Here is a 23,793-nt window from a genome sequence, read left to right as displayed (position 1 = left end):
TTGTCGGGGGGGGGGGGGGGGGGGTGCGGGGGGGGGGGGTGGGGGGGGGGGGGGTTCTCGCGGTGCGGCTCGCCCCCCATGTGCTCGGGGGGGGGGGGGGGCGGGTGTTCGGTGGCACCGCCCCAGCCCCTCTGTCTGTGCGGGTCAGCCGCGCGCGGCGGCCAGTTCGGCCTCGATGAGGTCGGCGGCCCGCCGGGTGCCGCCCTCCTGGGCCATCTGCGCCTGGATCTCCTTCAGCCGCCCCGCCGCCTCCGGGTCGTCGACCAGGGCGAGGGCGGCGGTGCGCAGCGCCTCGGCGGTGGCCTCCTCGGTGGCGAGGGTACGGGCGACGCCGAGGCCCTGGAGCATGTCGGCGTTGCCGAACTGGTCCGCGGCCTGCGGTACGGCGATCATCGGCGTGGCGGTCGCCAGGCCCTCCTGGCTGCCGCCCGCGCCCGCGTGGGTGACGAACAGGTCGGCCTGCTGGAGGATCGCCAACTGCGGCACCCACGTACGGACTTCCACGTTGTCCGGTACGTCGCCCAGCTCGGCCGGGTCGACGTGCCGGCCGACCTGGAGCACGGTGTGCCAGCCGGGCAGCTCGCCGAAGGCGCGGACGCACTCCCGGTAGAAGGCGGGCTGCTTGGTGAAGGCCGAACCGAGGGAGACCAGGACGACCTTCTCCGCGCCCTCGGGACGGGTCCAGTCGCCCTCGGCGGTGCGGTCCCCCTGGCAGGCGCCGACGAAGGTGTAGGCCTTCTCGTCGACCCGGTCGGCGTTGGGCTGGAGCGCCTTGGGGATCAGCACCAGGGAGCGGTCGGGGCGGCCGAGGAACGGGTCGGGGTGCTCGGTGATCCCGTTCTCCTCCAGCCAGGCGTGGAAGCGGGCGTAGTACGCCCGGCCGCGCTCGGTCTTGAGCGGCTCCTCCCACATCGGCTCGCCGACCTCCTGCTCGTACCCCTCCCAGGCGACCATGCAGGGCGACAGGGAGATCACGGCCACCTTCCAGCGGCGGCCGAGTACGCGGGCCGGGTAGGAGGCGATGTCGTGCAGGATCAGGTCCGGCTCGTCGCCCTCGTACGCCTCGGTGAGCTGGGGGAGGGACTGGATCGCGTCGTCGAGGAACGGCTCCACGTTGTCCAGCAGGGTGCTCCCCCACGCCTCGGGGTCGGCGTCGGGGCCGGGCAGCGTGCTGTTCCAGAGCTTGGGTTCGGCGCCCGCCTCGGCGACCTTCTCGGCGAGGAGCGGCGGGATCGCGTACGTCACCCGGTGTCCCCGCGCGACGAGCTCGCGGATGACCTCCAGGCTGGGATTCACGTGGCCGTGGGCGGCGATGGAGAACATGGCGATGTGTGCGGGGCGGCTGGTCATGCGATGACCGTATGCGAGACGAGACGTCTCGTGCAACTGTTTTCGCTTCATGCCGTCAGCTCCTCGTGCAGCCGCAGCCACCGGTCGGGGGCGACCTCGCCGACGAGGACACCCGGATCGAGCCGGGCGGCCCGGAACGCCGCGTCCACCCGGCGTCGCGGGCGGGCACGGCGCAGGGACGCGTGCAGCGAACCGCCGACGCCCGAGAAGCCCAGCTCGACCAGGTCCGCCCAGGTGCGGCGGGCGGCGGCGCCGGCGAGCAGCGGGGCGTGGCGGCGCTGGATGCGCAGGATGCCGGCGTCGACGCGCGGCGCCGGGCGGAAGCGGCGGCGGCCCACCCGGCCCACCAGCCGCCAGTCGTGGTGCGGCCAGGTCAGGACCGTGAGCAGGGTCCAGCGGCCGTAGTCGCCGGTGCGCTTGCGGGCGTACTCGAGCTGCGTGAGGAGGGTGGCGTCGGTGAGGCCGGGCGCGGTCAGGCACCAGTCGACGATGTCGGCCGTGCGCGAGAAGGGCACGTTCCCGGCGACCGAGAAGGGCGTGCGCGGGGGCCGGGCGGTGAGGAAGTCACCGGCGACCACGTGGACGTGCGGGCTGCGCGCGAAACGGGCGCGGAGTCCGGGGACGAGCCGGGGGTCGATCTCGTAGGCGTGCAGCTCGCGGCTGCGGCGGGCGAGCGGCTCGGTGAGGGCGCCGTCGCCCGCGCCCACTTCGAGCAGCAGGGGCGGGTGCCGTCGGTCGGGGGCGGCGAGCCGGGCGACGTGTTCGGCGGTGGCGCGGTCGGCGAGGAAGTTCTGCGAGAGCGTGCGGGCACGCTGGGTGGGGCGGGCCATGGCCTGCGGTCCTTGTCTTCCGTGACAGGAGGGGAAAAGGGCAGCCGAAGGCCCTGACCGGAAGACGAAGGCAAAAGGGAATGCGGAGGCTCAGCCCCGCCGCGCGCGCGTCGGGCGTGTCGGACGCGTCGAGTGCGTCAGCGGCGGGGGGACCCCGGGCCGGTCAGGGCTCCGGGGCCGCGCCGCATCCTGATGGAGTACGTGCAGCCCCGGCCGAGACCGGAGTCGAAGATCGCGTTGAAAGCTGCCACGGACGCGACGCTAGGCGGGCGGGCGCCCGGCGGGCAACCGGTTTTCGCGCGGGCGGCCCGCGACGGGCTTCCCGCGGGCGCGGTCAGCGCTGGTAGCGGGCGAGCACCAGGTTTCCGTCCTCCTCCAGTCTGTGGCGCAGCTCGTCCATGCCGATCGCTCCGCTGTAGTACTCCTGGAGCGCCGGGGTCGCCACTTTGTCCTTCCACTCGGCGTAGCCCCGCACGGACTGCGCGGGCGCGGAGCGGAGGTGGGCGGCGAGCGCGGTGCCGGTGGCCCAGCCGTGCTCGTCGGTGTGCAGGGCAGGGTCCTTCAGGGCCTGCTCCCCGGTGGGCAGCATCCAGTCGCCGAGCGCGAGGCGCACCATGTTGTCCGGCTGGAGGAGGAAGTCGACGAACGCGGCCGCCTCCTTCTTGTGCGGGCTGTCCTCGGCGACGGACAGGGTCTGCGGGCTCACGCCCTGGGCGAGCCCGTCGGCACCGGCCGGGGCGGGCAGCACCTGCCAGTCGAAGCCCTCGGGGGCCTGCTGCTCGATCTGCTGGCGGTAGGAGAAGCCCAGCGGCACCATCGCGTACTTGCCCGCGAAGAAGCCGGGCAGCGTGTCGGAGCCGCCGCTGCCCAGGGTGGTCGGCGAGGCGCTGCGGTCGGTGCCGACCTGGTCGTGAATGGTGCGGGGCACCACCTGGTCGCCCTCCTCGAAGCGGACGGTCACCTTGCCGCCGGCGCCCCGGTGGAAGAGCTTGCCGCCGGTGGACAGGGAGAGGTTGAGCGTGGCGGAGACGGGCTCCTTGAGCGGCCAGGCCACCCCGTACGTGCCGTCGCCGCTCAGCTCCTTCGTCACCTGCCGGAACTCCTCCCAGGTCCAGGGGTGTTCGGGTGTCGGGATCCGGACGCCGGACTTGTCGAGCAGGGTCGCGTTGGCGATCAGCACCCGCGGTTCCTGGAGGAACGGCACTCCGTAGACGCCGTCGCCGAAGGTGACCGTCTCCCAGCTGCGTTGCGGGATGTCCGACTTCAGCCGCGCGGGCAGCAGTTCGGTGAGGTCGGCGAGGTAGCCGCCGTAGGCGAAGTCGGCGAGGTCGTCGGAGGCGTCGTGGATGATGTCGGGCGCCTCGCCGCCCTCGAAGGAGGTGAGCAGTTGGTCGTGGACGCTGTCCCAGCTGCCCTGGACGTACTCGACGCGCACGTCCGGGTGGGTGGCGTTCCACTCCCGCACCAGTTCCTTGTTGGCCTTCACCGACTCGTCCTGCCAGGCCAGGGACTGGAAGCGCAGGGTGATCCGGCCGTCGTCCGCCCCGTCACCGCCGCCCGAGCAGCCCGCGAGCAGCAGGACGGCGCAGGCGAACAGGGTGAGGATCCTCGTACGCGTCCGCGTCATCAGCTCTTCACCGCCCCGGCGAGCATGCCGCCCGTGATCCGCCGCTGGATGAGGGCGAAGACCACCAGCGAGGGCAGGGTGGCGAGGAAGGCCGCCGCGGCGAGCGGTCCGAGGTCGGCGACGCCCTCGGCGCCGATGAAGTGGGTGAGGATCACGGGCAGCGTCTGTTTCTCCGGGGTCTTCAGCAGCACCAGCGCGAAGAAGAACTCGTTCCACGCGGTGATGAAGGCGAACAGGGCCGTGGCCACGATGCCGGGCGCGAGCAGCGGCGCGGTCACCGAGACCAGGGTCCGCAGCCGTCCGGCGCCGTCGACCGCGGCCGCCTCCTCCAGCTCGCGCGGCACGGCGCGGACGTATCCGGTGAGCATCCACAGCGCGAACGGCAGCGACCAGACGACGTACACCATGACCAGGCCGGGGACGGAGTTGATCAGGCCGAGGTTCTTCAGCACCAGGAACAGCGGGATGATCAGCAGGACGAAGGGGAAGGCCTGGCTGACCACGACCCACCCGGTGGCCGCCTTGGCGAGCCGGCCGCGGCGGCGGGCCATGACGTACGCCATCGGGGTGGCGATCAGCACCGCGATCACGGCGGCGCCGAGCGCGGCGAGCAGGGAGTTGAGCCCGGCCCGCAGCAGCGGCTGCTCGTCGAAGGCCTGCCGGAAGTTGTCGAGGGTGGGGTCCTCGGGGATCCAGGTGGGGTGCAGACTGGCCAGCTCGCGCGGCGGCTTGAAGGCGATGGAGATCAGCCAGAGGAACGGGAAGGCCAGGAAGACCAGATACGCGAGCAGCGCCGCGTACTGGCCCGTGCGGGCCGCGGTCGAGGTCTTCACGCCTCGTCACCTCCCTTGGTCTCGCCCCGGAGCCGGCCGGCGAGGAAGACGGCCAGCAGGATCGAGATCAGGGCGACCATGACGCAGCCCATCGCCGCCGCGTAACCGAACTGGCCATAGCGGAAGGCCTCTTCGTAGGCGAAGAGCATGGGCAGCCGGGTGCGGCCGCCGGGGCCGCCGTTGGTCAGCACGTAGACCAGGGCGAAGGAGTTGAAGTTCCAGATGAGGTTGAGCGCGGTGATGGCGAGCGCGACGGGTCTGACGGCGGGCCAGGTGACCGTGCGGAAGCGGCGCCAGGCTCCCGCACCGTCCACCGCGGCCGCCTCGTGCAGCTCGCGCGGGGTGTTCTGGAGTCCGGCGAGCAGCGCGACCGTCGTCTGCGGCATACCGGCCCAGACGCCGACGACGATGACGGCGGGCAGGGCGGTGCCGAGGCCGCTGAGCCAGTCGTGGCCGCCGCCGAGGCCGAGGTCGCGCAGGGTCTCGTTGAGGATGCCCGCGTCCGCGTTGTAGACCAGCCGCCACATGATGCCGACGACGACCTCGGGCATCGCCCAGGGGATGATCGCCAGCGCCCGGGCCAGCCAGCGCAGCCGGAGGTTCTGGTTGAGCAGCAGGGCGAGACCGAGGGCGAGCAGGAACTGCGGCACGGTCACCCCGACGGCCCACACCAGGCCGATCCGGAACGACTCCCAGAAGAGCGTGTCGTGCAGCAGGTCCCGGAAGTTCAGGGCACCGATCCACTCGGTGGGCTCCGTGCGGCCCGACTGGGCGTCGGTGAACGCCAGCAGGATGCCGTACAGCAGCGGCCCGACGCTGAGGACCAGGATCGGGATCAGCGCGGGCAGGACCAGGAACCAGGCGCCGTGGTCCGGCGCGCCCCGCGGGGCGTCCGGGCCGGGCGCACGGCGCGCCGGTCGTCTCGGCTCGGTCACCAATGTCACGTAATCAACCCCTTTGCGCGGCTCGGACGGGCCTGGTCATGGTCGTGAAGTGACCGCGTCCCGTCAAGGGCCCGGGACATGCTCCCACCTGTGCGAATGGGACACTGACCGGCGGACGGCGGGAACCGGCATGGACACGGAGGCACGAGACGATGGACGAGGCACGGGCGCGGGAGGTGCTGGCCGCGGCGGGGGTGCTGCCCGGCCCGGCGTCGGAGGCGCGGCTGCTGGCCCTCGGCGAGAACGCGGTGTTCGCCGCCGGTGACCTGGCGGTCAAGGTGGGCCGCGACGCGGAACTCCTCGGGCGGGCGCGCCGGGAACTGGCCGTCGCCCTCTGGCTGGAGGAGGCGGGCGTCCCGGCGGTGCGGGCGGCCGAGCCGGCGGCCCTGTTCGTCGACGGGCACCCGGTGACGGTGTGGCGGCGGCTGCCCGAACCGGTGCGGCCCACCGAGCCCCGGGACGTGGCCGCCCTGCTCCGGCTCGTCCACGAGCTGGCCCTCCCCTCCTCCTTCGAGCTGCCGCCCCGCGAGCTGCTGGGCGGTGTGGAACGCTGGCTGCGCCTGGCGGGCGACGTGATCGACCCCGCGGACGCCGCGTATCTGCGTGCGCGCCGGGACGGCTTCGCGTCGGCGGCCGCCGCGCTCACCCCGCACCTGGCGCCGGGTCCGATCCACGGCGACGCGCTGCCCCGCAATGTGCACGTCGGTCCCGACGGGCCGGTCCTGATCGACCTGGAGACCTTCTCCGCCGACCTGCGCGAGCACGACCTCGTGGTGATGGCGCTGAGCCGGGACCGCTACGGGCTGCCCGCCGAGGCGTACGACGCCTTCACCGCGACCTACGGCTGGGACGTGCGCGAGTGGGACGGCTGCGCGGTGCTGCGCGGCGCCCGGGAGACCGCGAGCTGCGCATGGGTGGCCCAGCACGCGCCGAGCAATCCCAAGGCGCTGGCCGAGTTCGAGCGCAGGGTGGCGTCGCTGCGGGACGAGGACCCCGAGGTGCGCTGGTACCCCTTCTGACCCGGGGGCGCGTCGGGGCGGGCGGTGACGGGCCGGGTCAGACCCGCTCGTCGGCCGGCTCCCCGGCCAACTCGCGCAGCGGCCAGGTCCCGTCGACGACGGCCGTGGCGTCGCCCTTGCGGCGCAGGAAGCTCTGGAAGTCCGCCGCCCACTCGGCGTACCACTCGATCTGGCGGCGGTGCAGGTCCGCCGGGCCGAGGGCCGCGACCTTGGGGTGGCGGCCGGCTATCGCGCAGGCGAGCCGGGCCGCCGCGAGGGCGTCGGCCGTGGCGTCGTGGGCGGCGTCGAGCCGGACTCCGTACTCCCGGCAGACCGCTTCCAGGTTGCGCTTGCCCCTGCGGTAGCGGTCGACGGAGCGGTCGATCGTGTACGGGTCGATGACCGGGGCGGGGTCCAGGCCGCCCAGCCGCTCGCGCAGGGACGGCAGCGCGTGGCGCCGCAGTTCGGCGGAGAGCAGGGTGAGGTCGAAGGCCGCGTTGTAGGCGACGACCGGGACGCCCGCCTTCCAGTGGTCCACGAGGACCGTGGCGATGGCGTCCGCGACCTGGTCGGCGGGCCGGCCCTCACGGGCCGCGCGTTCGTTGCTGATGCCGTGCACCGCGACCGCGTCCGCCGGGATCTCCACTCCGGGGTTGGCCAGCCACTCCCGCCGGCCGAGCGGCTCCGAGCCCCTGACCTCGATCACGGCCCCCGTGACGATGCGCGCCTCGCGCGGATCGGTGCCCGTCGTCTCCAGGTCGAAGCCGATCAGCAGCTCCCGGTGCCAGCCCATGGGCGGTCCCCCTTCTTGGTGGTGCGTTCCCCCAGTGGTCTCCACCCTCGCACGGGCCACTGACAATCAGAGGATCGCATTCCGCTTACCCCCGCACCGGCCCCGGGCCCGCCTTCACGACACCGGCCTCGAATCCGCCCACATCATCTCGAATTCCTCACGGTAGGTGGGGAAAAGTCCCACCTCGTCGACGCGGTCCGACTTCACGACCTTTCCCCCGTTCCGCCCGTTGCGCAGGACCAGAACCGGCGCCTCCATGCCCCGGGTGCGGCGCAGGTAGGACTGCACCACCGCGATGCCGTCGGCGCCGTCGCCGTCGACGAGGTAGGCCGTGAAGCGGGGCGTCTCGTCGAAGACCTGGATCTCGAAGGCGCCCGGGTCCCGCAGCCGGGCCCGCACCCGGCGCATGTGCAGGATGTTCATCTCCACGGCGCGGCTCAGCTCGCCCCGCTTGATGCCCAGTTCGCGCTCGCGGCGCTTGATCGCGCTGGAGGCCGGGTTCAGGAAGAGCAGCCGCACCCGGCCGCCGCCCTCGGCCATCCGCAGCAGGCGGCGGCCGGAGAAGTTCTGCACGAGCAGGTTGAGGCCGATACCGAGGGCGTCCACCCGGCGGGCGCTGCCGAACAGGTCCTCGGCCGGGAACTGGCGCAGCAGCCGCACCCGGTCCGAGTGCACGGCGACCACGTCGGCGTAGCGGTCCCCGACCAGGTCCTCCACGGCGTCCACCGGGAGCCGGCGCGCGGACGGCACGTCGCTGCCCGCGCCGAGCACCTCGAGGAGCCGCGCCGAGGCCCGCTCGGCCTGGTTCAGGACCGCCTCGGACAGGGCCCGGTTGCGGGAGACGACGTTGCGGGTGACCTCCAGCTCGTCCAGGGCCAGTTCGACGTCGCGGCGCTCGTCCACGTAGGGCTCGAAGCAGGGCCAGTGCTGCACCATCAGCTCGCGCAGCTGGGGCAGGGTGAGGAAGCTGAGGACGTTGTCGTCGGCCGGGTCGAGCAGGTAGCCCTTGCGGCGGCTGACCTCGCGGACCGCGACGGCGCGCTGCACCCACTCCTGGCCGGCGGGTCCGGCGGCGGCGACCACCCAGTCGTCGCCGTGGACCGGTTCGTAGACCGGCCGCAGGACGGCGGCCACGACCGCGCGCAGCCGCTGCTCGACCAGGTTCAGCCAGATGTAGGCCCGGCCCGCCCGCTGCGCACGCGTGCGCACCTCGTGCCAGGCCCCGGCGTCCCAGTCCAGCTCCGGACCGATCGCGCCCGCGTTCATCGGCCGCGCCAGGGACACCGCACCGGGCGGGACGTCCGCGGAGTCCCCCTGATGACCCTCGTCACCAGGCGGCAGCTCCAGCCCTCCCGAGCCCACCCGAGTACCGCCTTCCGCTCCCCCGGACGCTGCCGGGGACACCCCGTCCCAACGATCAAGGAAGGGTACTCCGGTAGCGGTCCGCGGTGCAGCCCGATGGACGGGCCGGTTTTGCCAACCTCCTTGATCCGCAGGCGCGTTCCACTCGCGCTCACACCGGGGAGTGAGCGGATTCATAGCGGTGACGTGGCCGGGGGCCGCGGTGGCGGCCCGGTACCTCTTCGGGGACCCGTACGGAGGGAACACCGCTCGGGTGGGTAGGAGGACGTACGTGCTAGGTGGTCGCCTCACTTTCGGGGAGACTTCCGGGGGACTCGGAGCCAAGGCGTCCGCACCGGCGCCCCACACCTGAAAGAGTCGTGTTCATGCAGGTCTGGCCTGGAGAGGCGTATCCACTGGGTGCCACGTACGACGGCGCCGGCACCAACTTCGCGGTCTTCACGGAGGCCGCCGACCGAGTAGAGCTGTGTCTGCTGCACGACGACGGTTCGGAGACGGCGGTCGAGCTGCGGGAGAGCGACGCCTTCGTGCGGCACGCGTACGTGCCGGGCGTGATGCCGGGGCAGCGGTACGGGTACCGCGTGCACGGCCCGTACGCCCCGGAGCGCGGACTGCGCTGCAACAGCGCCAAGCTGCTCCTCGATCCGTACGCGCGTGCGATCAGCGGGGAGGTCCAGTGGGGCGAGGAGGTGTACGGCTACCACTTCGGCGCACCCGAACGGCGCAACGACCTCGACTCGGCCCCGCACACCATGACGTCGGTCGTGGTCAACCCCTACTTCGACTGGGGCGACGACCGGCGTCCCCGGACGGAGTACCACCACACGGTGATCTACGAGGCCCATGTGAAGGGCCTGACCATGCGCCACCCGGGCCTGCCCGAGGAGCTGCGCGGCACCTACGCGGCCCTCGCGCACCCGGCGCTCATCGAGCACCTCACGGGGCTCGGGGTGACCGCGCTGGAGCTGATGCCGGTCCATCAGTTCGTCAACGACCACCGCCTGGTGGACATGGGGCTGAACAACTACTGGGGCTACAACACGGTCGGCTTCTTCGCCCCGCACAACGCCTACGCCTCCTGGGGCGACCGCGGCCAGCAGGTGCTGGAGTTCAAGTCCGCGGTCAAGGCGCTGCACGAGGCGGGGATCGAGGTGATCCTGGACGTGGTCTACAACCACACCGCCGAGGGCAACCACCTGGGCCCGACGCTGTCCTTCAAGGGGCTGGACAACCCCTCGTACTACCGGCTGGCCGACGACCCCCGCTACTACACGGACACCACGGGGACCGGGAACTCGCTGCTCATGCGGTCCCCGCACGTACTCCAGATGATCATGGACTCGCTGCGGTACTGGGTCACCGAGATGCACGTGGACGGGTTCCGCTTCGACCTCGCGGCCACCCTGGCCCGGCAGTTCCACGAGGTGGACCGGCTGTCGTCGTTCTTCGACCTGGTGCAGCAGGACCCCGTGGTCTCGCAGGTGAAGCTGATCGCCGAGCCGTGGGACGTGGGCGAGGGCGGCTACCAGGTGGGCAACTTCCCGCCGCTGTGGACCGAGTGGAACGGCAAGTACCGGGACACGGTGCGGGACCTGTGGCGCGGCGAGCCGCGCACGCTCGCGGAGTTCGCGTCCCGGCTGACCGGGTCGTCCGACCTCTACCAGGACGACGGGCGCCGTCCGCTGGCCTCGATCAACTTCGTGACCTGCCACGACGGCTTCACCCTGCACGACATGGTGGCCTACAACGACAAGCACAACCACGCCAACGGCGAGGACAACCGGGACGGCGAGAGCCACAACCGCTCCTGGAACTGCGGTGTCGAGGGCGACACCGACGATCCGGCGGTGCTGGAGCTGCGGGCGCGCCAGATCCGCAACTTCACCGCCACGCTGCTGCTCTCCCAGGGCGTCCCGATGCTCAGCCACGGCGACGAGTTCGCCCGCACCCAGCGAGGCAACAACAACGCCTACTGCCAGGACAACGAGCTGGCGTGGGTGGCGTGGCCCGACGACGGCCACGACCTCCTGGAGTTCACCCGCGCGATGGTCTGGCTGCGCAAGGACCACCCGGTCCTGCGCCGGCGCCGCTTCTTCCACGGGCGCCCGGTGCAGGGCACCCACGACGAGCTGTCGGACATCGCCTGGTTCACACCGGAGGGCGCGGAGATGACCCAGCGGGACTGGAACTCGGCACGGGCCTCGGCGCTCACGGTCTTCCTGAACGGCAACGCCATCTCCGAGCCCGGCACCCGCGGGGAACGCATCGCCGACGATTCGTTCCTGCTGATGTTCAACGCCGCGCCGAAACCGCTGGACTTCGTGGTGCCGGTCGATCACGGCCGGCAGTGGGAGGTGGTCGTCGACACCGCCCTGACGGCCGGGGTGCCCACGGGCACGGGCCCGAAGGTGCAGGCCGGGGACCGGCTGACCCTGCTGGACCGGAGCCTGACGGTGCTGCAGCGGCCGGTGTAGGGGGTCTCGCGCCGCACCCGTGCGGGGGACGGTGACAGGAATGGCGGCGGGGCGGGTACGTAGGGTTCCATGACACCTGAGCGACCCAGCCCCGTCTCCCCCGTCTCCGTCCCCTCCGGTCCCTCGCTCCCCTCGGCCACCTACCGGCTCCAGCTGCAGCCGGCCTTTCCCTTCAAGGCCGCGGCGGCGGCCGTGCCGTATCTGGCCTCGCTCGGCGTGTCGCACCTGCACCTGTCCCCCGTCCTCGAGGCGGTCCCGGGCTCGCAGCACGGCTACGACGTCGTCGACCACGCGCGCGTGCGCGCCGAACTGGGCGGCGAGGAGGGATTGCGGGCGCTGTCGCGCACCGCGCGGGAGCACGGTCTGGGCCTGGTGGTGGACATCGTGCCCAACCACATGGCGATGTCGCCGCGCCACAACCACGCCCTGTGGGAGGTGCTGCGCGAGGGGCCCGGGTCGCCGTACGCCCGCTGGTTCGACGTCGACTGGGAGGCGGGCGGCGGACAGCTCCTGGTGCCGGTGCTGGGCGCCCCGGCCGGCGAGGTGCTGGACGACCTCCGGGTCGACGGCGACGTGCTGCGCTACCACGAGCACGCCTTCCCGCTGCGGGACGGCACCGCGGACCTGCCGCTGCCACGGCTGCTGGACGCGCAGTGGTACCGCCCGGTGTGGTGGCGGCTGGCCCGCACCGAGCTGAACTACCGGCGCTTCTTCAGCATCTCGGAGCTGATCGGCGTGCGGGTGGAGGACCCGGAGGTGTTCGAGGCGACGCACGGCACCGTCCTGCGGCTGCTGCACGAGGGCGTGATCGACGGACTGCGCGTCGACCATCCCGACGGCCTCGCCGACCCCGACGCGTACCTGGAACGGCTGCACCGGGCGAGCGGCGGCCGGTGGACGGTGGTGGAGAAGATCCTCGCGGACGGGGAGCGGCTGCCCGCCGCCTGGCCCGTCGCGGGCACGACCGGCTACGACGCCCTGCGGCACGTCGACGGGCTGTTCACGGACCCCGCCGGGTACGGGCAACTGCTCGACCGGTACCGCCGGTTCGCCGTCCCGCAGGCGGACCTGGGCGGGGACTGGGCGGCGACGGTGCGGCGCGCGGCGTACGAGGTGCTCACGCACGAGCTGGCCACCGAGCTGGACCGGCTGACCCGGGTGGCGCACCGGCTGTGCGCCGCCGCGCCGGACCCGGCGCTGCGCGACCGGGCGCCCTGGGCGTTGCGCACGGCGCTGGTGGAGCTGCTGGTGCGGCTGGAGGTGTACCGGCCGTACACCTCGGTGGACGCGGCGGCGGTCGTCACCGAGGAGGCGGCGGCCGGGGCGCGGCTCGCCTTCACGGTGCCCGAGGAGGCCGGCGCGGTGGACGTCGTACGGGGCCTGGTGCTCGGGCGGTACGGGGACGGGCCGGACCAGGTGGAGTTCCGGACGCGGTTCGCGCAGACCGCGTCGGCGCTGCGCGCCAAGTCCGTCGAGGACACGGCCTTCTACCGCTACGTGCCGCTGCTGTCGGCGACCGAGGTGGGCGGGGACCCGGGCCGTCCGGCGGTGTCGCCGCAGGAGTTCCACGCCTACTGCGCGCGCGTGCAGCGCGACTGGCCCGCCACGGGCACGGTCGTGTCGACCCATGACACCAAACGCAGCGCCGACGTCCGCGCCGCGCTGGCGGTGCTCACCCAGTGCCCCGCGCGGTGGGCGGACGTCCTGACCGAGGTCACCGGGGCCGCCACCGGCACGGACGGGGGCCCGCCGGACGGGCAGGTGGCGTGGGCGGCCTGGCAGACGGTGTTCGGTCTGGGACCGGCGGACGGGGAACGGGTGCGGGAGGCGCTGCTGAAGCACGTGCGCGAGGCGGGGACGCACACCGGCTGGACGGAGCGGGACCCCTCGTACGAGGAGGCGGTGGCCCGGTTCGTGGCGGCGGGGCCGGGCGGCGCGCCGGGCGCGCGGGTGAGTGCCCTGCGCGAGGCGCTCGTGCCGCACATCCGGGCCAACGTCCTCGGCACGGCGCTGGTCCATCTGACGATGCCGGGCGTACCGGACCTCTACCAGGGCACCGAGCACGAGTACCTGGCCCTGGTGGACCCGGACAACCGCCGCGCGGTGGACTTCCCCGCGGCCGGGGACGAGGGCTGGGCCGGGGGCGCCGGGGCGAAGGCGGCGGTGACGCGGGCGGCGCTGGCGCTGCGGGCCCGGCGGCCCGGCGTCTTCGGCGACTCGGGAACGTACGAGCCGCTGCCCGCCGAGGGCCCGGCGGCGGCACACTGTGCGGCGTTCGTCAGGTCCGGCCGGACCGTGACCGCCGTGACCCGGCTGTCGCTGCGGCTGGCGGAGGCGGGAGGCTGGCGCGGCACGACGCTGCCGCTGCCGCCCGGCAGCTGGGCCGACGCGCTGGCGCCCGGACGGGAGTTCGCGGGCCACGCGCGCGTGGCGGACCTGTTCGCGGACACGCCGGTGGCGCTCCTGGAGCGGGTGGAGGAGGCGGGGACACGGGGGGACGGTGGCTGATCGCGGGTCAGTCGCGGTGCATCGGCACCGCGGCCTGGGAACCCCGGCCGGGCTCGCCCGGGCGGGCGCCCGCGGCGGTACGCCGTCCGGCCAGTTCGAAGGCGGCGAGCACGACCCGGGTCTGGTACTCCACCTGGCGCCCGACCGGTATCCAGTGCGCCCCGCAGCCGTCGCGGTAGTCGGCGCAGCCCTCGTCGACGAGCCGGTCCAGCTCGGACAGGACGCCCGCCGGATCGCCCCCGGTACGGGTGACCAGCTGGTGCAGCAGCCCGGCGGTGCGCAGCGACAGGCGGCGTCCGGCCAGCCGCAGGGCCACCAGGTGGGAGGTGTTCATCGGCGGCAGTGAGCGGTCGGTCCGGTCGGCGGTGTCGGGGTCCCACTCGTCGGCGAGCCGGGGGCAGACCAGCAGGTAGTCGTCGACCGGTGCGAGCAGGTGCGCCGCCTCCGGCACGGCGGCGAGGTGGGGCCTGAGCCGGGCCAGGACGCGGCGCAGCCGGCGGGTGTCGTGGCGCAGGGTGCGGCTCACGGTGCGCAGGAGGCCGTCGCGGTCGACGGGAGGCGAGTCGTCCGCCACGGCGGCCACCCCCCACATGGGAGCCTCGACGACCGCGGTGACGGTGCCGTGCCGCCGCGGGTGGCACCAGGTCGAGTCGACGGCGGCCTCGGTGATGGCGGCGGTCAGGTCGCCGCGCCGGGGCGGCGGGATGCGGTAGACGGCGGGTCCGAGGTCGGGCCAGTACAGGGTGTCGTAGGCGCCCAGTTCGCGGGGTATGCCGAGCCGGGCCGCGGTGTGGGAGATGCGCTGGGCGAGGCCCGGCAGCTCGTGGGTCAGCTCGACGAAGCCGCCGCCGACGTCCACGCCGTGCAGGGAGCACTGCAGGAAGGGCCGCAGTTCGTCCTGGAGCGCGAGCAGGGTGCGGGTCTCGGGCAGCGTGGCGCGGTCCGGGCCGTCGGGCAGCCACTCGGGCTGCTCCAGGAAGCCGGGCCGGAAGAAGTTCCGGGCGTAGCGGCCGAGGGTGTAGGGGCCGGTGAGCCAGCCCTCGTTGCGGCGCAGGCCGTCGGGGTCGACGCAGAGCAGCAGGTTCCAGGTGGCGTCGGCGCCCTCGGTGAGCCGGGGGTCGGCCACGGCCCGCTCGGCCAGCCGCAGGGCGGTGGCGCCGCCCACGGGCTCGTTGGCGTGCGGGCCGCCGACGACGAGGACCTGGCGGCTGCCGTGGCCGACGGAGAGCAGCAGCAGCGGGCTGCCCGCGCGGGACGTGCCGACACGCCGCAGCCGGGCGTGTCGGGGGTACCGGGCGACGAGTGCGGCGGCCCGGGCGCCCAGCTCGTCCACGGTCGGGTAGCGCAGGAGGGGCGGCAGGGCACACCTCCACGAAGCGGGCCGTCGATTCACCTGGTGTGCGCGGTGTACGCACAGTCAGTCACGACTTGCGGGGTACGTCAACACCGCGAAAAGCAAAGCGGTTTCGGCCACGGAGACGGTCACGACTCCGGGTGAGGCGCGGGCCATGGATCCCCCGGAGGGCAGCCGCCGGGTCGCCGGGCCGCGTCAGTTCGCCGCCAGGCGGAAGGACATCCCGCCGAAGCCGATCTGATCGCCCTCGCGGACGACGGCCGCGCCGATGACCCGCCGCCCGTTGACCGTGGTGCCGTTCGTGGAGCCCAGGTCGCGCAGTACCCACATGCCGCCCTGACGGCTGAGTTCCGCGTGCACCCGGGAGACCGTCTCGTGGCTCAGCCGCAGTCCGCTGGCCGGATCGCGCCCTATGCGCAGCGGATGTCCGGCGCCGGGATGGGGCAGCAGCAGCTTGGGCAGCCGCTCGGCCCGCCACGCCCGGCCGAGTCGTACGCCGAATCCGGACACCGCCTCGACGGTGCCGAACACCAGCCGGGACAGCCGGCTCTCGGTGGGCAGGTCGGCGGTGAGCACGGCCAGCTCCTCCAGGCGGCGGGCGGCGAGCGCCAGCTCCATCCGGCGGATGAACGTGTCGTGCGACAGGCGCCCCATGGCGACGCCGTCCCGGAGCAGGCTCAGCGCCTTGTCGCGCTCCGCGTCGGACAACCGCGCGGGATACGTGGGGAACTCGAAGGACGACGTCACGCAGCTGATTGTCGGTCAGCGGAGCCGGAGTGTCCAGAAGACGGGAAAACGGCGGCCGCCCCGCGCGCGAGCGTCACGACACCCGCCGCGAGCCAGGGCAATCCCCAGCGGAATGATCCCCTCGTGCTGGAACATGGACGCGCTACATCACGGTGAGCAGACGAAGGGGAACCGTCCGTGCAGTTCGAGGTGTGGGCACCACAGGCCGGCCGAGTGACGTTGCGGTGCGACGGCGCCACGCGCGCGCTGGAGCGCGATCCGGAGCGGCCGGGGTGGTGGTGCGGTGAGGCCCGGGCGCGGGACGGTTCGCGGTACGGCTTCGCGGTGGACGACGGTCCGGTGCTGCCGGACCCCCGCTCGCGCCGCCAGCCGGACGGCCCCGACGGGCTGAGCGCGGTGGTCGACCACGGGCGGTACGCGTGGCGCACTCCGTGGGCCGGGCGTCCGCTGCCCGGCGGCGTCCTGTACGAGCTGCACGTGGGGACGTACACCCCCGAGGGGACGCTCGACGCCGCCGCGGAGCGCCTCGCACACCTGGCGGGGCTCGGCGTCACGCACGTCGAGCTGATGCCGTTGTGCCCCTTCCCCGGGCGGCACGGCTGGGGCTACGAGGGGGTCTCGTTGTGGGCGGTGCACGAGCCGTACGGCGGGCCCGAGGCGCTGAAACGGTTCGTCGACCGGGCGCACGACCTCGGGCTCGGCGTGGTCCTGGACGTGGTGCACAACCACCTGGGCCCCTCCGGCAACCACCTGCCCGCCTTCGGCCCGTACTTCACCGACACCCACCACACGCCCTGGGGCGTCGCGGTGAACCTGGACGCGCCCGGCTCGGACGAGGTGCGGGCGTATCTGGTCGACAGCGCGCTGGCGTGGCTGCGGGACTACCGGATCGACGGGCTGCGCCTGGACGCGGTGCACGCACTGGTCGACACGCGCGCGTGCCACTTCCTGGAGCAGTTGTCGACCGCCGTGGACGACCTGGCGGGCGACCTGGAGCGGCCGCTCTTCCTGATCGCCGAGTCCGACCTGAACGACCCGCGGATCATCACCCCGCGCGCGGAGGGCGGCCTGGGCGTGCACGCGCAGTGGAACGACGACTTCCACCACGCGCTGCACGCCGCGCTGACCGGGGAGTCGCAGGGCTACTACGCCGACTTCGCGCGCGATCCGCTGGCGGCGCTCGCCAAGACGCTGACCCGGGGCTACTTCCACGACGGTACGTACTCCGCCTTCCGGGGCCGCTCGCACGGCCGTGCGCTGGACCGCGGCCGGGTCGCCGCGCACCGGCTGACCGGCTACGGCCAGACCCACGACCAGGTCGGCAACCGCGCCCAGGGCGACCGGCTGGCGTCCCTGGTCTCCCCCGGCCTCGCCGCCTGCGCGGCCACCCTGACGCTGACCGCGCCGTTCACGCCGATGCTGTTCATGGGCGAAGAGTGGGCGGCCGGCACGCCGTGGCAGTTCTTCACCGACCACACCGACCCGCAGCTCGCCGAGGCGGTACGGCGCGGCAGGCGGCGGGAGTTCGCCGCGCACGGCTGGCGGGAGGAGGACGTGCCCGACCCGCAGGACCCGGCGACGCGCGAGCGCTCCTGCCTCGACTGGTCGGAGCCGGAGCGCGAGCCGCACGCGCGCGTACTGGACTGGTACCGGCGGCTGATCGCCCTGCGCGCCGAGCAGCCGGACCTGACCGACCCGGACCTGGCCGACACCAGGGTGGCCTACGACGGCACGGGGCGCTGGCTGGCCTTCCGGCGCGGCGACATCCGGGTGGCCGTCAACCTGGGCACCGAACCGGCGGCGATCCCCCTGGGCAACCGCCCCGCGCGCGTGCTCGCGGCGTGGGAACCGGTCGAGGGGCCGGGCGCGAACGGAATACTGCGGGTACCGGGCGAGTCGAGCGTGGTGCTGGCCCAGGAGTGAGCAGGAGGGGTTCGAGGCGCTCAGGCGGTCTCGTCCCGGCCGTCGTCGCGCAGCTCGGTCACGCGTTCCAGGAGGATCGGTTCCCAGGCGCGTCGCAGCCGGGTCCTGAGCAGCGGCACGGCCGCGGGCGGCGGCCCGCCGGGGTGGCCGTCGAGTGCCTCCGCGAGGTGGACCACCGCGTCGCAGCGGGCCAGCCACAGGCCGCGCAGGCAGGGCCGGGCGCCGTAGCCGGCGAGGGTGGCCGCGCGGACGGCGGCCGGTGAACCCACGGAGAGGGCGAGCCCGGCGATGTCCTCGGCCGGGTCGCCGAGGACCGCGTCGCTCCAGCCGAGGACGCCGCGCACCCGGCCGTCGGCGCTGACCACCAGGTGCCCGCCGGTCAGCCCGTGGTGGACCAGGACCGCCGCGCCCGGCTGGACGCCGAGCTGGGCCGCCGCCTGACGGGTGAGCCGCTCCGGCCGCGCGGTGTCGAACTCGTCGGCGGCGGCGAGGCGGCGGGCGGCACGCTCGGCGGACTGGCGCAGGGCCTCCAGCAGGCGCGGGGCCGCCCGCGGTACGCCGAGCGTCTCGGCCTGCCGGACCGGCACCTCGCGCAGGCCGGTGAGCAGCGCCGCGAGGTCCGCCTCGCCCAGGGCGGACACGTCGTGGTCCTCGCCCGACCCGCCGGCCACCTTGGCGTCCAGGGTGTACGCGAGTCCCGGCGCCCACTCCCCGTGCGCCACGCTGGTCGGCAGCGCGACCGGGAGGTACGGCCGGACCAGTTCGCGCAGGCGCAGTTCGCGGCGGCCGCGCACCGCGGTCTCCCGGTCGGGGGCCAGCCGCAGTACGTGCCGGGTGCCGACCCACCAGGTGTCGGGTGCGACGCCCTCGGCCACCGGCCGGACGTCGGGTTCCGTGCTCCCGCCCAGCAGGGAGCGGACCAGTCGGCGGACGGTGTCCGCGGTGGGTGTCGGTGCCTGGGTCATGTCGCGCCGTCGTCCTGAAGGGTCTGCCGGGGCGTTCGGGGTCGGTCCGTCACCGGTCACTCGACGACGACCATCTCCCGGGTGGTGTCGTTGAGCCGCCTGCCGCCGTCGCCGGTGACGGTGACGATGTCCTCGATGCGTACCCCGAACCGGCCGGGCAGATAGACGCCGGGCTCGACGGAGAAGCACATGCCGGGCACCAGGGGCTGCTCCTCGCCCTCGATCATGTACGGCGGTTCGTGCGTGGTGACGCCGATGCCGTGCCCGGTGCGGTGGATGAAGTACTCGCCGTACCCGGCGTCGGCGATGACCGCGCGGGCGGCCCGGTCGACGTCCTGGCAGGCGGCGCCGGGGCGCACCGCCCGGAAGCCGGCCTCCTGCGCCGCGCGGACCAGGTCGTGCACCCGGCGCTCCTCGTCGGTGGGTTCGCCCACGTGGACGGTGCGGGAGGTGTCCGAGCCGTAGCCGTCCTTGAGGCCGCCGAAGTCGAGGACGATCATGTCGCCGTCCTCGATGACGCGGTCGCCGACCTCGTGGTGCGGGTTGGCGCCGTTGGGTCCGGAGGCGACGATGGTGAAGTCGACCTGGGAGTGCCCGAACCGGCGCAGCAGGCCGGCCAGGTCGGCCGCGACCTCGGACTCCCGGCGCCCGGCGAAGCGGACCCGCCGGATCTCCTCGAAGGCGGCGTCCGCGGCCGCGCCCGCCGCCGCCAGCAGCTCCAGCTCCGCCGCGTCCTTGACGGCGCGGAGCATCGGCAGCGCCTCGGTGAGGGAGGCGTACGACGTGTCGGGCAGGGTGCGCTGGAGGGCCAGCAGGTGCATGGCCCAGGCGTTGTCGCTGATGCCGAAGCGTCCGGCTCCGTCGAGGAGGGCGGCGGTGGCCGCGTAGGGGTCCTTGCCGTCGGTCCAGTCGCGCAGGGTCAGGGCGGGGGCGCCGGCCGCCTTCGCCGCGTCGGGGGCCTCGAGCGTCGGGACGACGAGCACGGGGTCGCGGTCCGGGGCGAGGACGAGCAGGGTGAGCCGTTCGGTGTCCGCCGTGGGCGCGTAGCCGGTGAGCCACACCAGGTCCGGGCCCGGGGCCACCAGCAGCCCGGCGAGGCCGGCGTCGGCGGCCGCACGCGAGGCGCGCTCCATACGGGCCCGGTAGTCGTCGGCGGTGAAGGAAGCGGCGGGGCTGCTGCCGGTCATCCGGGCCTCCCGGGGCGGAAGAGTGGGCGGAGGGGTGAAGGGGCCACGGGCAGCATCCTGCCCGCAGGAGGGGGGCGACGCGAGCCGATTGGCATTGCTCGGCCCCTACGACTAATGGTTGGATGCCACTCAAGCATTAGCATCGGGGGCGTCGCGGTCCGGGCGCCCGGAGGAGGCCGACACCGTGCTCGTACTCGCGCACATCAGCGATCTGCACCTGGACACAGGCCCGCGGGCGACGGAGCGCGCCGAGCGGGTGCGCGAGAGGCTGTGGCGGCTGCCGGGGCGGGTGGACGCGCTGCTGGTCACCGGGGACATCGCGGACCACGGCACGGAGGCGGAGTACGAGGAGGCCGCCCGCGTCCTGGGTCTGCGGGACGGCTCGGCGCCGTTCCCCGTGCTCACCTGCCCGGGCAACCACGACAGCCGTGCGTCCTACCGCAAGGCCCTGCTCGGCCGCCCCGCCGCCGACGGCCCGGTCAACGACGTGCACGTCTTCGACGGCGGCGCGGTCCTGATGTGCGACTCCAGCATCCCGGGCAGCGACGAGGGGGAGCTGGACGGGGAGACGTACGACTGGATCGAGGCCTCGCTCGACGGTCTCGACGACGGCCTTCCGGCCCTGCTCGCCTTCCACCACCCGCCCGCGCCCGTGCACCATCCTCTGCCCGACTCCTGCCAACTGCGTCACCCCGAGCGCCTGGCCGCACTGCTGGAGCGCAGGCCCCCGATCGCCGGGCTGATCACGGGCCACGCGCACTCGCCCGCGGCCACCGTGTTCGCCGGGCGGCCGCTGGTGGTGGGGCCCGGGGTGACGTGGACGCTGCGGCTGCCCTGGGAGGGCGAGCAGGTCGCGGACCGGGACGCGCCGGTCGGGCTCGCCTTCCACGTGCTGGACGACGCCGGACGGCTCACGAGCCACTTCCGCACCGTCGCGTGACGGCAGCCCTCGTGCGGCGGCACCGTCATGTGACGACGCCCGGTACGGCCGTCAGCTGCTGGTAGCCGCCGCTGCGGTGGCGCACGGTGAGCTTGACCTCCTTGCCGGGCCTGGCGCGGGCCACGGCGTGCGCCAGGTCGGCCGCCGAGTCGACGCGGGTCGTGCCGACGGCGAGCAGTACGTCGCCCCGCACCAGGCCCGCCGTGTACCCGGGGCCCGGCACGTGGACGCCCACGACCCGGGCCCCGGGCTTCTCGTCGTCCACGGCCTCCACCCCGAGGGTCGCGCCGGCCGGCGCCGGGGAGGGGGACCGGCCGCCGGACGGACCTGCCGACGGGTGCGCCGGGGCGCCCCGGGTGCCCGTCGCCGTCCCCGTGGCTTCCTCCCCTCCCACTCCTCCGGAGCCGCCCGGTCCCTGCGCCGCGGCCCGCTGCTGCAGTTCGGCGAGCTTGCTCATGCCGATCACCGTGGCGCCCACCGTGCCGAGTCCCACGCCCGCGAGAAGCAGGACGGCCCCGGCGAGCACGCCGAGCAGCAGGGTGGTGAGCCGCCGACGGCAGCGACGGCCGGCGTGGGGGCGCCGGGCACCGTCGGGCTCGGTGCCGGGTCCCGGATCCCGGCCGGGCATCGGCTTGGGACGCAACGCTGTCTGTTCCATGGATCGCCTCCGGCAGGTGCTCTACCCGGCGCACCGGCGCGTGACGAGCCACGAAAGAGTGAGACTGAACGTCGGTCAGCGCGCCAGGGCGGGACTGCTCCTCGGCACGGGCACGGCCGGGATCCGGTCCGGCAGGAAGCCGTGGGTGCGTCCCGCCAGGTACTCGGCCTGGTAACGGGGGACGTTCCGGTGCCAGTTGAGGATGCCGGCCATCCAGTTCTGCAGGTCGGTGACGTAGCCGCGCATGACGGTCCGCGCCTTTTCGGAGAGCTGGAAGTCGTCGTAGACGACGGGGAGTTCGTGCGCGACGACGTGCTCGAACTGGCGCATGCGCTGGTTCATCAGGTCCTGCACGACGCCCAGGGCGGCCGGGTAGTCGACGCCGAAGAAGTTCTGCACGACGAGGACCGCGTTGTGGATCTCGCCCTCGTACTCGATCTCCTTCTGGTAGGAGAAGACGTCGTTGAGCAGGCACGCGTAGTCGATCGCCGCGTTCTCCAGGGAGCGGACGGGGCCGCTGCGGTAGACCTCGGGCGGCACCGCCGGGCCGTGTCCGGCGCGGCACAGGCCCAGGGTGAGGTCGGAGCCGAAGGTGGCGCGCCGCATCTCCAGGTAGTCCACGGGGTCGGGGACACGGTTCTGGATCTGGTTGGACAGCTCCCACACCCAGGCCTCGGTCATGTCGTCGACGGCCTTCTTCAGCGGGCGCCGCTCCTCGGGCGTCATACCGGCCGTCGTGCGCGCCCACAGGTCGATCAGGGAGCGTTCCATGGCGTTGCCGGGCGGGGGGACCGGCTCGCCGTCGAGCGGCATGCAGTCCGACAGGCGGGCCGTGGTCAGCCGGGCGGCGGCGAGGTCCCGGCGGTGGCCGTAGACCAGCGGGTAGTAGTCGTCGCCGTACGTGCCGAAGGCCAGCCAGCCGGAGGCGAGGTCGAGCTGGTCCTGGGTGGCGTCCGGGTCGAGTCCGGCGGCGCACAGCGGGAGGTCGCAGCTCTCCAGCTTGTCCTCGTCCCAGACGCCCTCGCTGAGGATGCCCATCCTCCGGCACCACTCGGACAGGTGGCGGCGGGCACCCTCCAGGGCGGGGCTCAGCTCCAGCGGGTAGGGCATGCGGATGTCGGGGATGACGGACGGGCCGACCTTCTGGAAGGGCACGTACGTGTACGAGCGGGTGCGGCGGGCGACGGCCTCGGCGAGCAGTGCGCCGACGTCGGCGGCGGAGGTGCCGGGCCCGGTCAGCGCCTGCCAGCCGGCCAGGGGCCGCTCCCCCTTGTTCATGTAGCGGCTGGACCGCATGTGCCACTCGTGGCCGCCGGACTGCCAGTCCTGGAGGCCCTTCGCGTACGCGCCGACGGCGGCGACCTCCGGTGGGGTCAGGCCGTTCTCCAGGGCGACGGCGGGCACCTCGGTGAAGGCGGTGTGCTCGAACTGGTGCAGCCGCGAGGTGAGGACGTCGTTGACCAGTTCGGCGGCCTCCTGGGTGGTGCAGCCGAAGAAGGTCTCCAGGACCAGCACCCCGTTGCTCAGCTCGCCCTCGTCCTCGACCTCGCGCTGGTAGGAGAAGAGGTCGTTGCGCAGGTGCACGGCGTCGGAGAACGTCTCCATCAGCACCCTGAGCGGCCTGGTCCCGGCGACGGCGGCGGGCACCTCGGCGGTCGCGTACTCCACGAGCCCCGCCGACCACGGGGCGCCGCCGACCTTGCGGCGCATCTCGATGTACTCGACGGGGTTGGCGACCCGCCCCTCGTTGATGTTGGACAGCTCCCACATGGACTCGTTGAGCAGGTGCTCGGTGGCGACGGCGAAGCGGCGGCGCCAGTCGGCCGACATCGCGGGCACCGTGCGGGTCCACAGGTCGGCGAGGCCCGCCTCGACCGGGTTGTGCGGCTCGGGCATCGCGGCGGCGTCGTCGAGCGGCATGAACAGCGGGAGCCGGTCCAGGTGGGCCTTGCCGGCGAGGCGGTCCTGGCTGCGTTTGTACTTCTCCAGGAAGTGGTCGTCGAAGAAGAAGACCCACACGTACCAGTCGGTGATGAGGGAGAGCGCCGGCCCGTCGCAGTCGGGGTGGGTGTAGGCGCAGAGCAGGCCGTAGTCATGGGCTTCGAGGTCGGACTGCTCCCAGACCCCGGAGCCCTCCAGCATGCCCATCTCGCGCGCCCACGTCGTCGAGTGGGCGCGGGCCTCGTCGAGATGCGGGTTGAGCCGTGCGGGGTGCGGCAGGTAGAAGTGCGGGAGCTGGAAGGGCTGTTGCGTCATGGCCCGGCCCTACCCAGGGCCCTTCGACCGCATCCGCCGGGCCG

General features: G+C 73.7%; 18 protein-coding genes. 5 read left to right on the top strand and 13 right to left on the bottom strand.

Translation table 11 applies throughout. The annotated features are described in order from the left end of the window. Nucleotides 1-144: 144 nt before the first annotated feature. The 5 genes from ACFV9J_RS35300 to ACFV9J_RS35280 form a co-directional block, all read right to left on the bottom strand. Nucleotides 145-1,401 carry a glycosyltransferase gene (locus ACFV9J_RS35300; RefSeq protein WP_385361476.1) on the bottom strand — a complete coding sequence of 419 codons (1,257 nt, stop codon included), beginning with the start codon at nt 1,399-1,401 and terminating at the stop codon, nt 145-147. Next, nucleotides 1,398-2,180 (bottom strand): 23S rRNA (adenine(2058)-N(6))-methyltransferase Erm(O), encoded by a 783-nt coding sequence (gene erm(O) / locus ACFV9J_RS35295; RefSeq protein ID WP_385361473.1) that lies wholly within the window; start codon nt 2,178-2,180, stop codon nt 1,398-1,400. The genes ACFV9J_RS35300 and erm(O) overlap by 4 nt, the downstream gene beginning before the upstream one ends. A 334-nt stretch (nt 2,181-2,514) precedes the next feature. Beyond that, on the bottom strand, nt 2,515-3,807 hold the full coding sequence (locus tag ACFV9J_RS35290; RefSeq protein WP_385361471.1) for an ABC transporter substrate-binding protein: 1,293 nt from the start codon (nt 3,805-3,807) through the stop codon (nt 2,515-2,517). Continuing rightward, nucleotides 3,807-4,640, bottom strand: coding sequence for a carbohydrate ABC transporter permease (locus ACFV9J_RS35285; RefSeq protein ID WP_385361469.1), 834 nt, complete (start codon nt 4,638-4,640; stop codon nt 3,807-3,809). Before ACFV9J_RS35285 ends, ACFV9J_RS35290 begins: the two co-directional genes overlap by 1 nt. Next, nucleotides 4,637-5,584 (bottom strand): carbohydrate ABC transporter permease, encoded by a 948-nt coding sequence (locus ACFV9J_RS35280; protein WP_385361467.1) that lies wholly within the window; start codon nt 5,582-5,584, stop codon nt 4,637-4,639. Before ACFV9J_RS35280 ends, ACFV9J_RS35285 begins: the two co-directional genes overlap by 4 nt. A gap of 152 nt (nt 5,585-5,736) precedes the next feature. Here ACFV9J_RS35280 and ACFV9J_RS35275 point away from each other — a divergent pair, with 152 nt between their 5' ends. Next, nucleotides 5,737-6,603 carry a phosphotransferase enzyme family protein gene (locus ACFV9J_RS35275; protein WP_385361465.1) on the top strand — a complete coding sequence of 289 codons (867 nt, stop codon included), beginning with the start codon at nt 5,737-5,739 and terminating at the stop codon, nt 6,601-6,603. A 37-nt stretch (nt 6,604-6,640) separates the two neighbouring features. On the opposite strand, the gene ACFV9J_RS35270 is transcribed toward ACFV9J_RS35275, so the two are convergent. Further along, a complete protein-coding gene (locus ACFV9J_RS35270) occupies nt 6,641-7,375 on the bottom strand; it encodes a 3'-5' exonuclease (RefSeq protein ID WP_385361463.1) in 735 nt (244 codons plus the stop codon). 114 nt (nt 7,376-7,489) lie between these two features. Continuing rightward, nucleotides 7,490-8,737, bottom strand: coding sequence for an SAV2148 family HEPN domain-containing protein (locus tag ACFV9J_RS35265; RefSeq protein ID WP_385361461.1), 1,248 nt, complete (start codon nt 8,735-8,737; stop codon nt 7,490-7,492). A 365-nt stretch (nt 8,738-9,102) separates the two neighbouring features. On the opposite strand from ACFV9J_RS35265, the gene glgX reads away from it, so the two are divergent. Together glgX and treY are read left to right on the top strand one after the other, a co-directional pair. Further along, nucleotides 9,103-11,211 (top strand): glycogen debranching protein GlgX, encoded by a 2,109-nt coding sequence (gene glgX / locus ACFV9J_RS35260; protein WP_385361459.1) that lies wholly within the window; start codon nt 9,103-9,105, stop codon nt 11,209-11,211. Between the two features lie 69 nt (nt 11,212-11,280). Next, the gene (gene treY, locus ACFV9J_RS35255; RefSeq protein WP_385361456.1) at nt 11,281-13,719 is read left to right on the top strand and encodes a malto-oligosyltrehalose synthase; all 2,439 of its coding nucleotides are present in this window, start codon (nt 11,281-11,283) and stop codon (nt 13,717-13,719) included. A 7-nt stretch (nt 13,720-13,726) separates the two neighbouring features. Here treY and ACFV9J_RS35250 read toward each other — a convergent pair whose 3' ends face one another. Next, nucleotides 13,727-15,052: a M14 family zinc carboxypeptidase gene (locus tag ACFV9J_RS35250; RefSeq protein ID WP_385361454.1), complete on the bottom strand. Its 1,326-nt coding sequence runs from the start codon at nt 15,050-15,052 to the stop codon at nt 13,727-13,729. A gap of 216 nt (nt 15,053-15,268) precedes the next feature. Next, nucleotides 15,269-15,820: an FHA domain-containing protein gene (locus tag ACFV9J_RS35245; protein ID WP_385361452.1), complete on the bottom strand. Its 552-nt coding sequence runs from the start codon at nt 15,818-15,820 to the stop codon at nt 15,269-15,271. Between the two features lie 177 nt (nt 15,821-15,997). On the opposite strand from ACFV9J_RS35245, the gene treZ reads away from it, so the two are divergent. Then, on the top strand, nt 15,998-17,743 hold the full coding sequence (gene treZ / locus ACFV9J_RS35240) for a malto-oligosyltrehalose trehalohydrolase (RefSeq protein WP_385361450.1): 1,746 nt from the start codon (nt 15,998-16,000) through the stop codon (nt 17,741-17,743). A gap of 20 nt (nt 17,744-17,763) precedes the next feature. Here treZ and ACFV9J_RS35235 read toward each other — a convergent pair whose 3' ends face one another. Continuing rightward, a complete protein-coding gene (locus tag ACFV9J_RS35235) occupies nt 17,764-18,708 on the bottom strand; it encodes an aminoglycoside phosphotransferase family protein (RefSeq protein WP_385361447.1) in 945 nt (314 codons plus the stop codon). 56 nt (nt 18,709-18,764) lie between these two features. Further along, the gene (locus tag ACFV9J_RS35230) at nt 18,765-19,895 is read right to left on the bottom strand and encodes a M24 family metallopeptidase (protein ID WP_385361446.1); all 1,131 of its coding nucleotides are present in this window, start codon (nt 19,893-19,895) and stop codon (nt 18,765-18,767) included. 184 nt (nt 19,896-20,079) lie between these two features. Between ACFV9J_RS35230 and ACFV9J_RS35225 the strand changes: the two genes are divergently transcribed. After that, nucleotides 20,080-20,835, top strand: coding sequence for a metallophosphoesterase (locus tag ACFV9J_RS35225; protein ID WP_385361444.1), 756 nt, complete (start codon nt 20,080-20,082; stop codon nt 20,833-20,835). 25 nt (nt 20,836-20,860) lie between these two features. Here ACFV9J_RS35225 and ACFV9J_RS35220 read toward each other — a convergent pair whose 3' ends face one another. Both ACFV9J_RS35220 and cyc2 read right to left on the bottom strand, forming a co-directional pair. After that, nucleotides 20,861-21,493 carry a PDZ domain-containing protein gene (locus ACFV9J_RS35220; protein WP_385361442.1) on the bottom strand — a complete coding sequence of 211 codons (633 nt, stop codon included), beginning with the start codon at nt 21,491-21,493 and terminating at the stop codon, nt 20,861-20,863. Nucleotides 21,494-21,568: 75 nt separating this feature from the next. Then, nucleotides 21,569-23,749, bottom strand: a complete 2,181-nt coding sequence (cyc2, locus tag ACFV9J_RS35215; protein WP_385361440.1) for a germacradienol/geosmin synthase Cyc2 — start codon at nt 23,747-23,749, stop codon at nt 21,569-21,571. Nucleotides 23,750-23,793 lie beyond the last annotated feature (44 nt).

This window comes from Streptomyces sp. NPDC059906 (assembly GCF_042730645.1).
GTDB classification, from domain to species: domain Bacteria; phylum Actinomycetota; class Actinomycetes; order Streptomycetales; family Streptomycetaceae; genus Streptomyces; species Streptomyces rubrogriseus.
The sequence above is the reverse complement of the archived record's forward strand: the minus strand, read 5'-3'. Positions and strand labels throughout refer to the sequence as shown.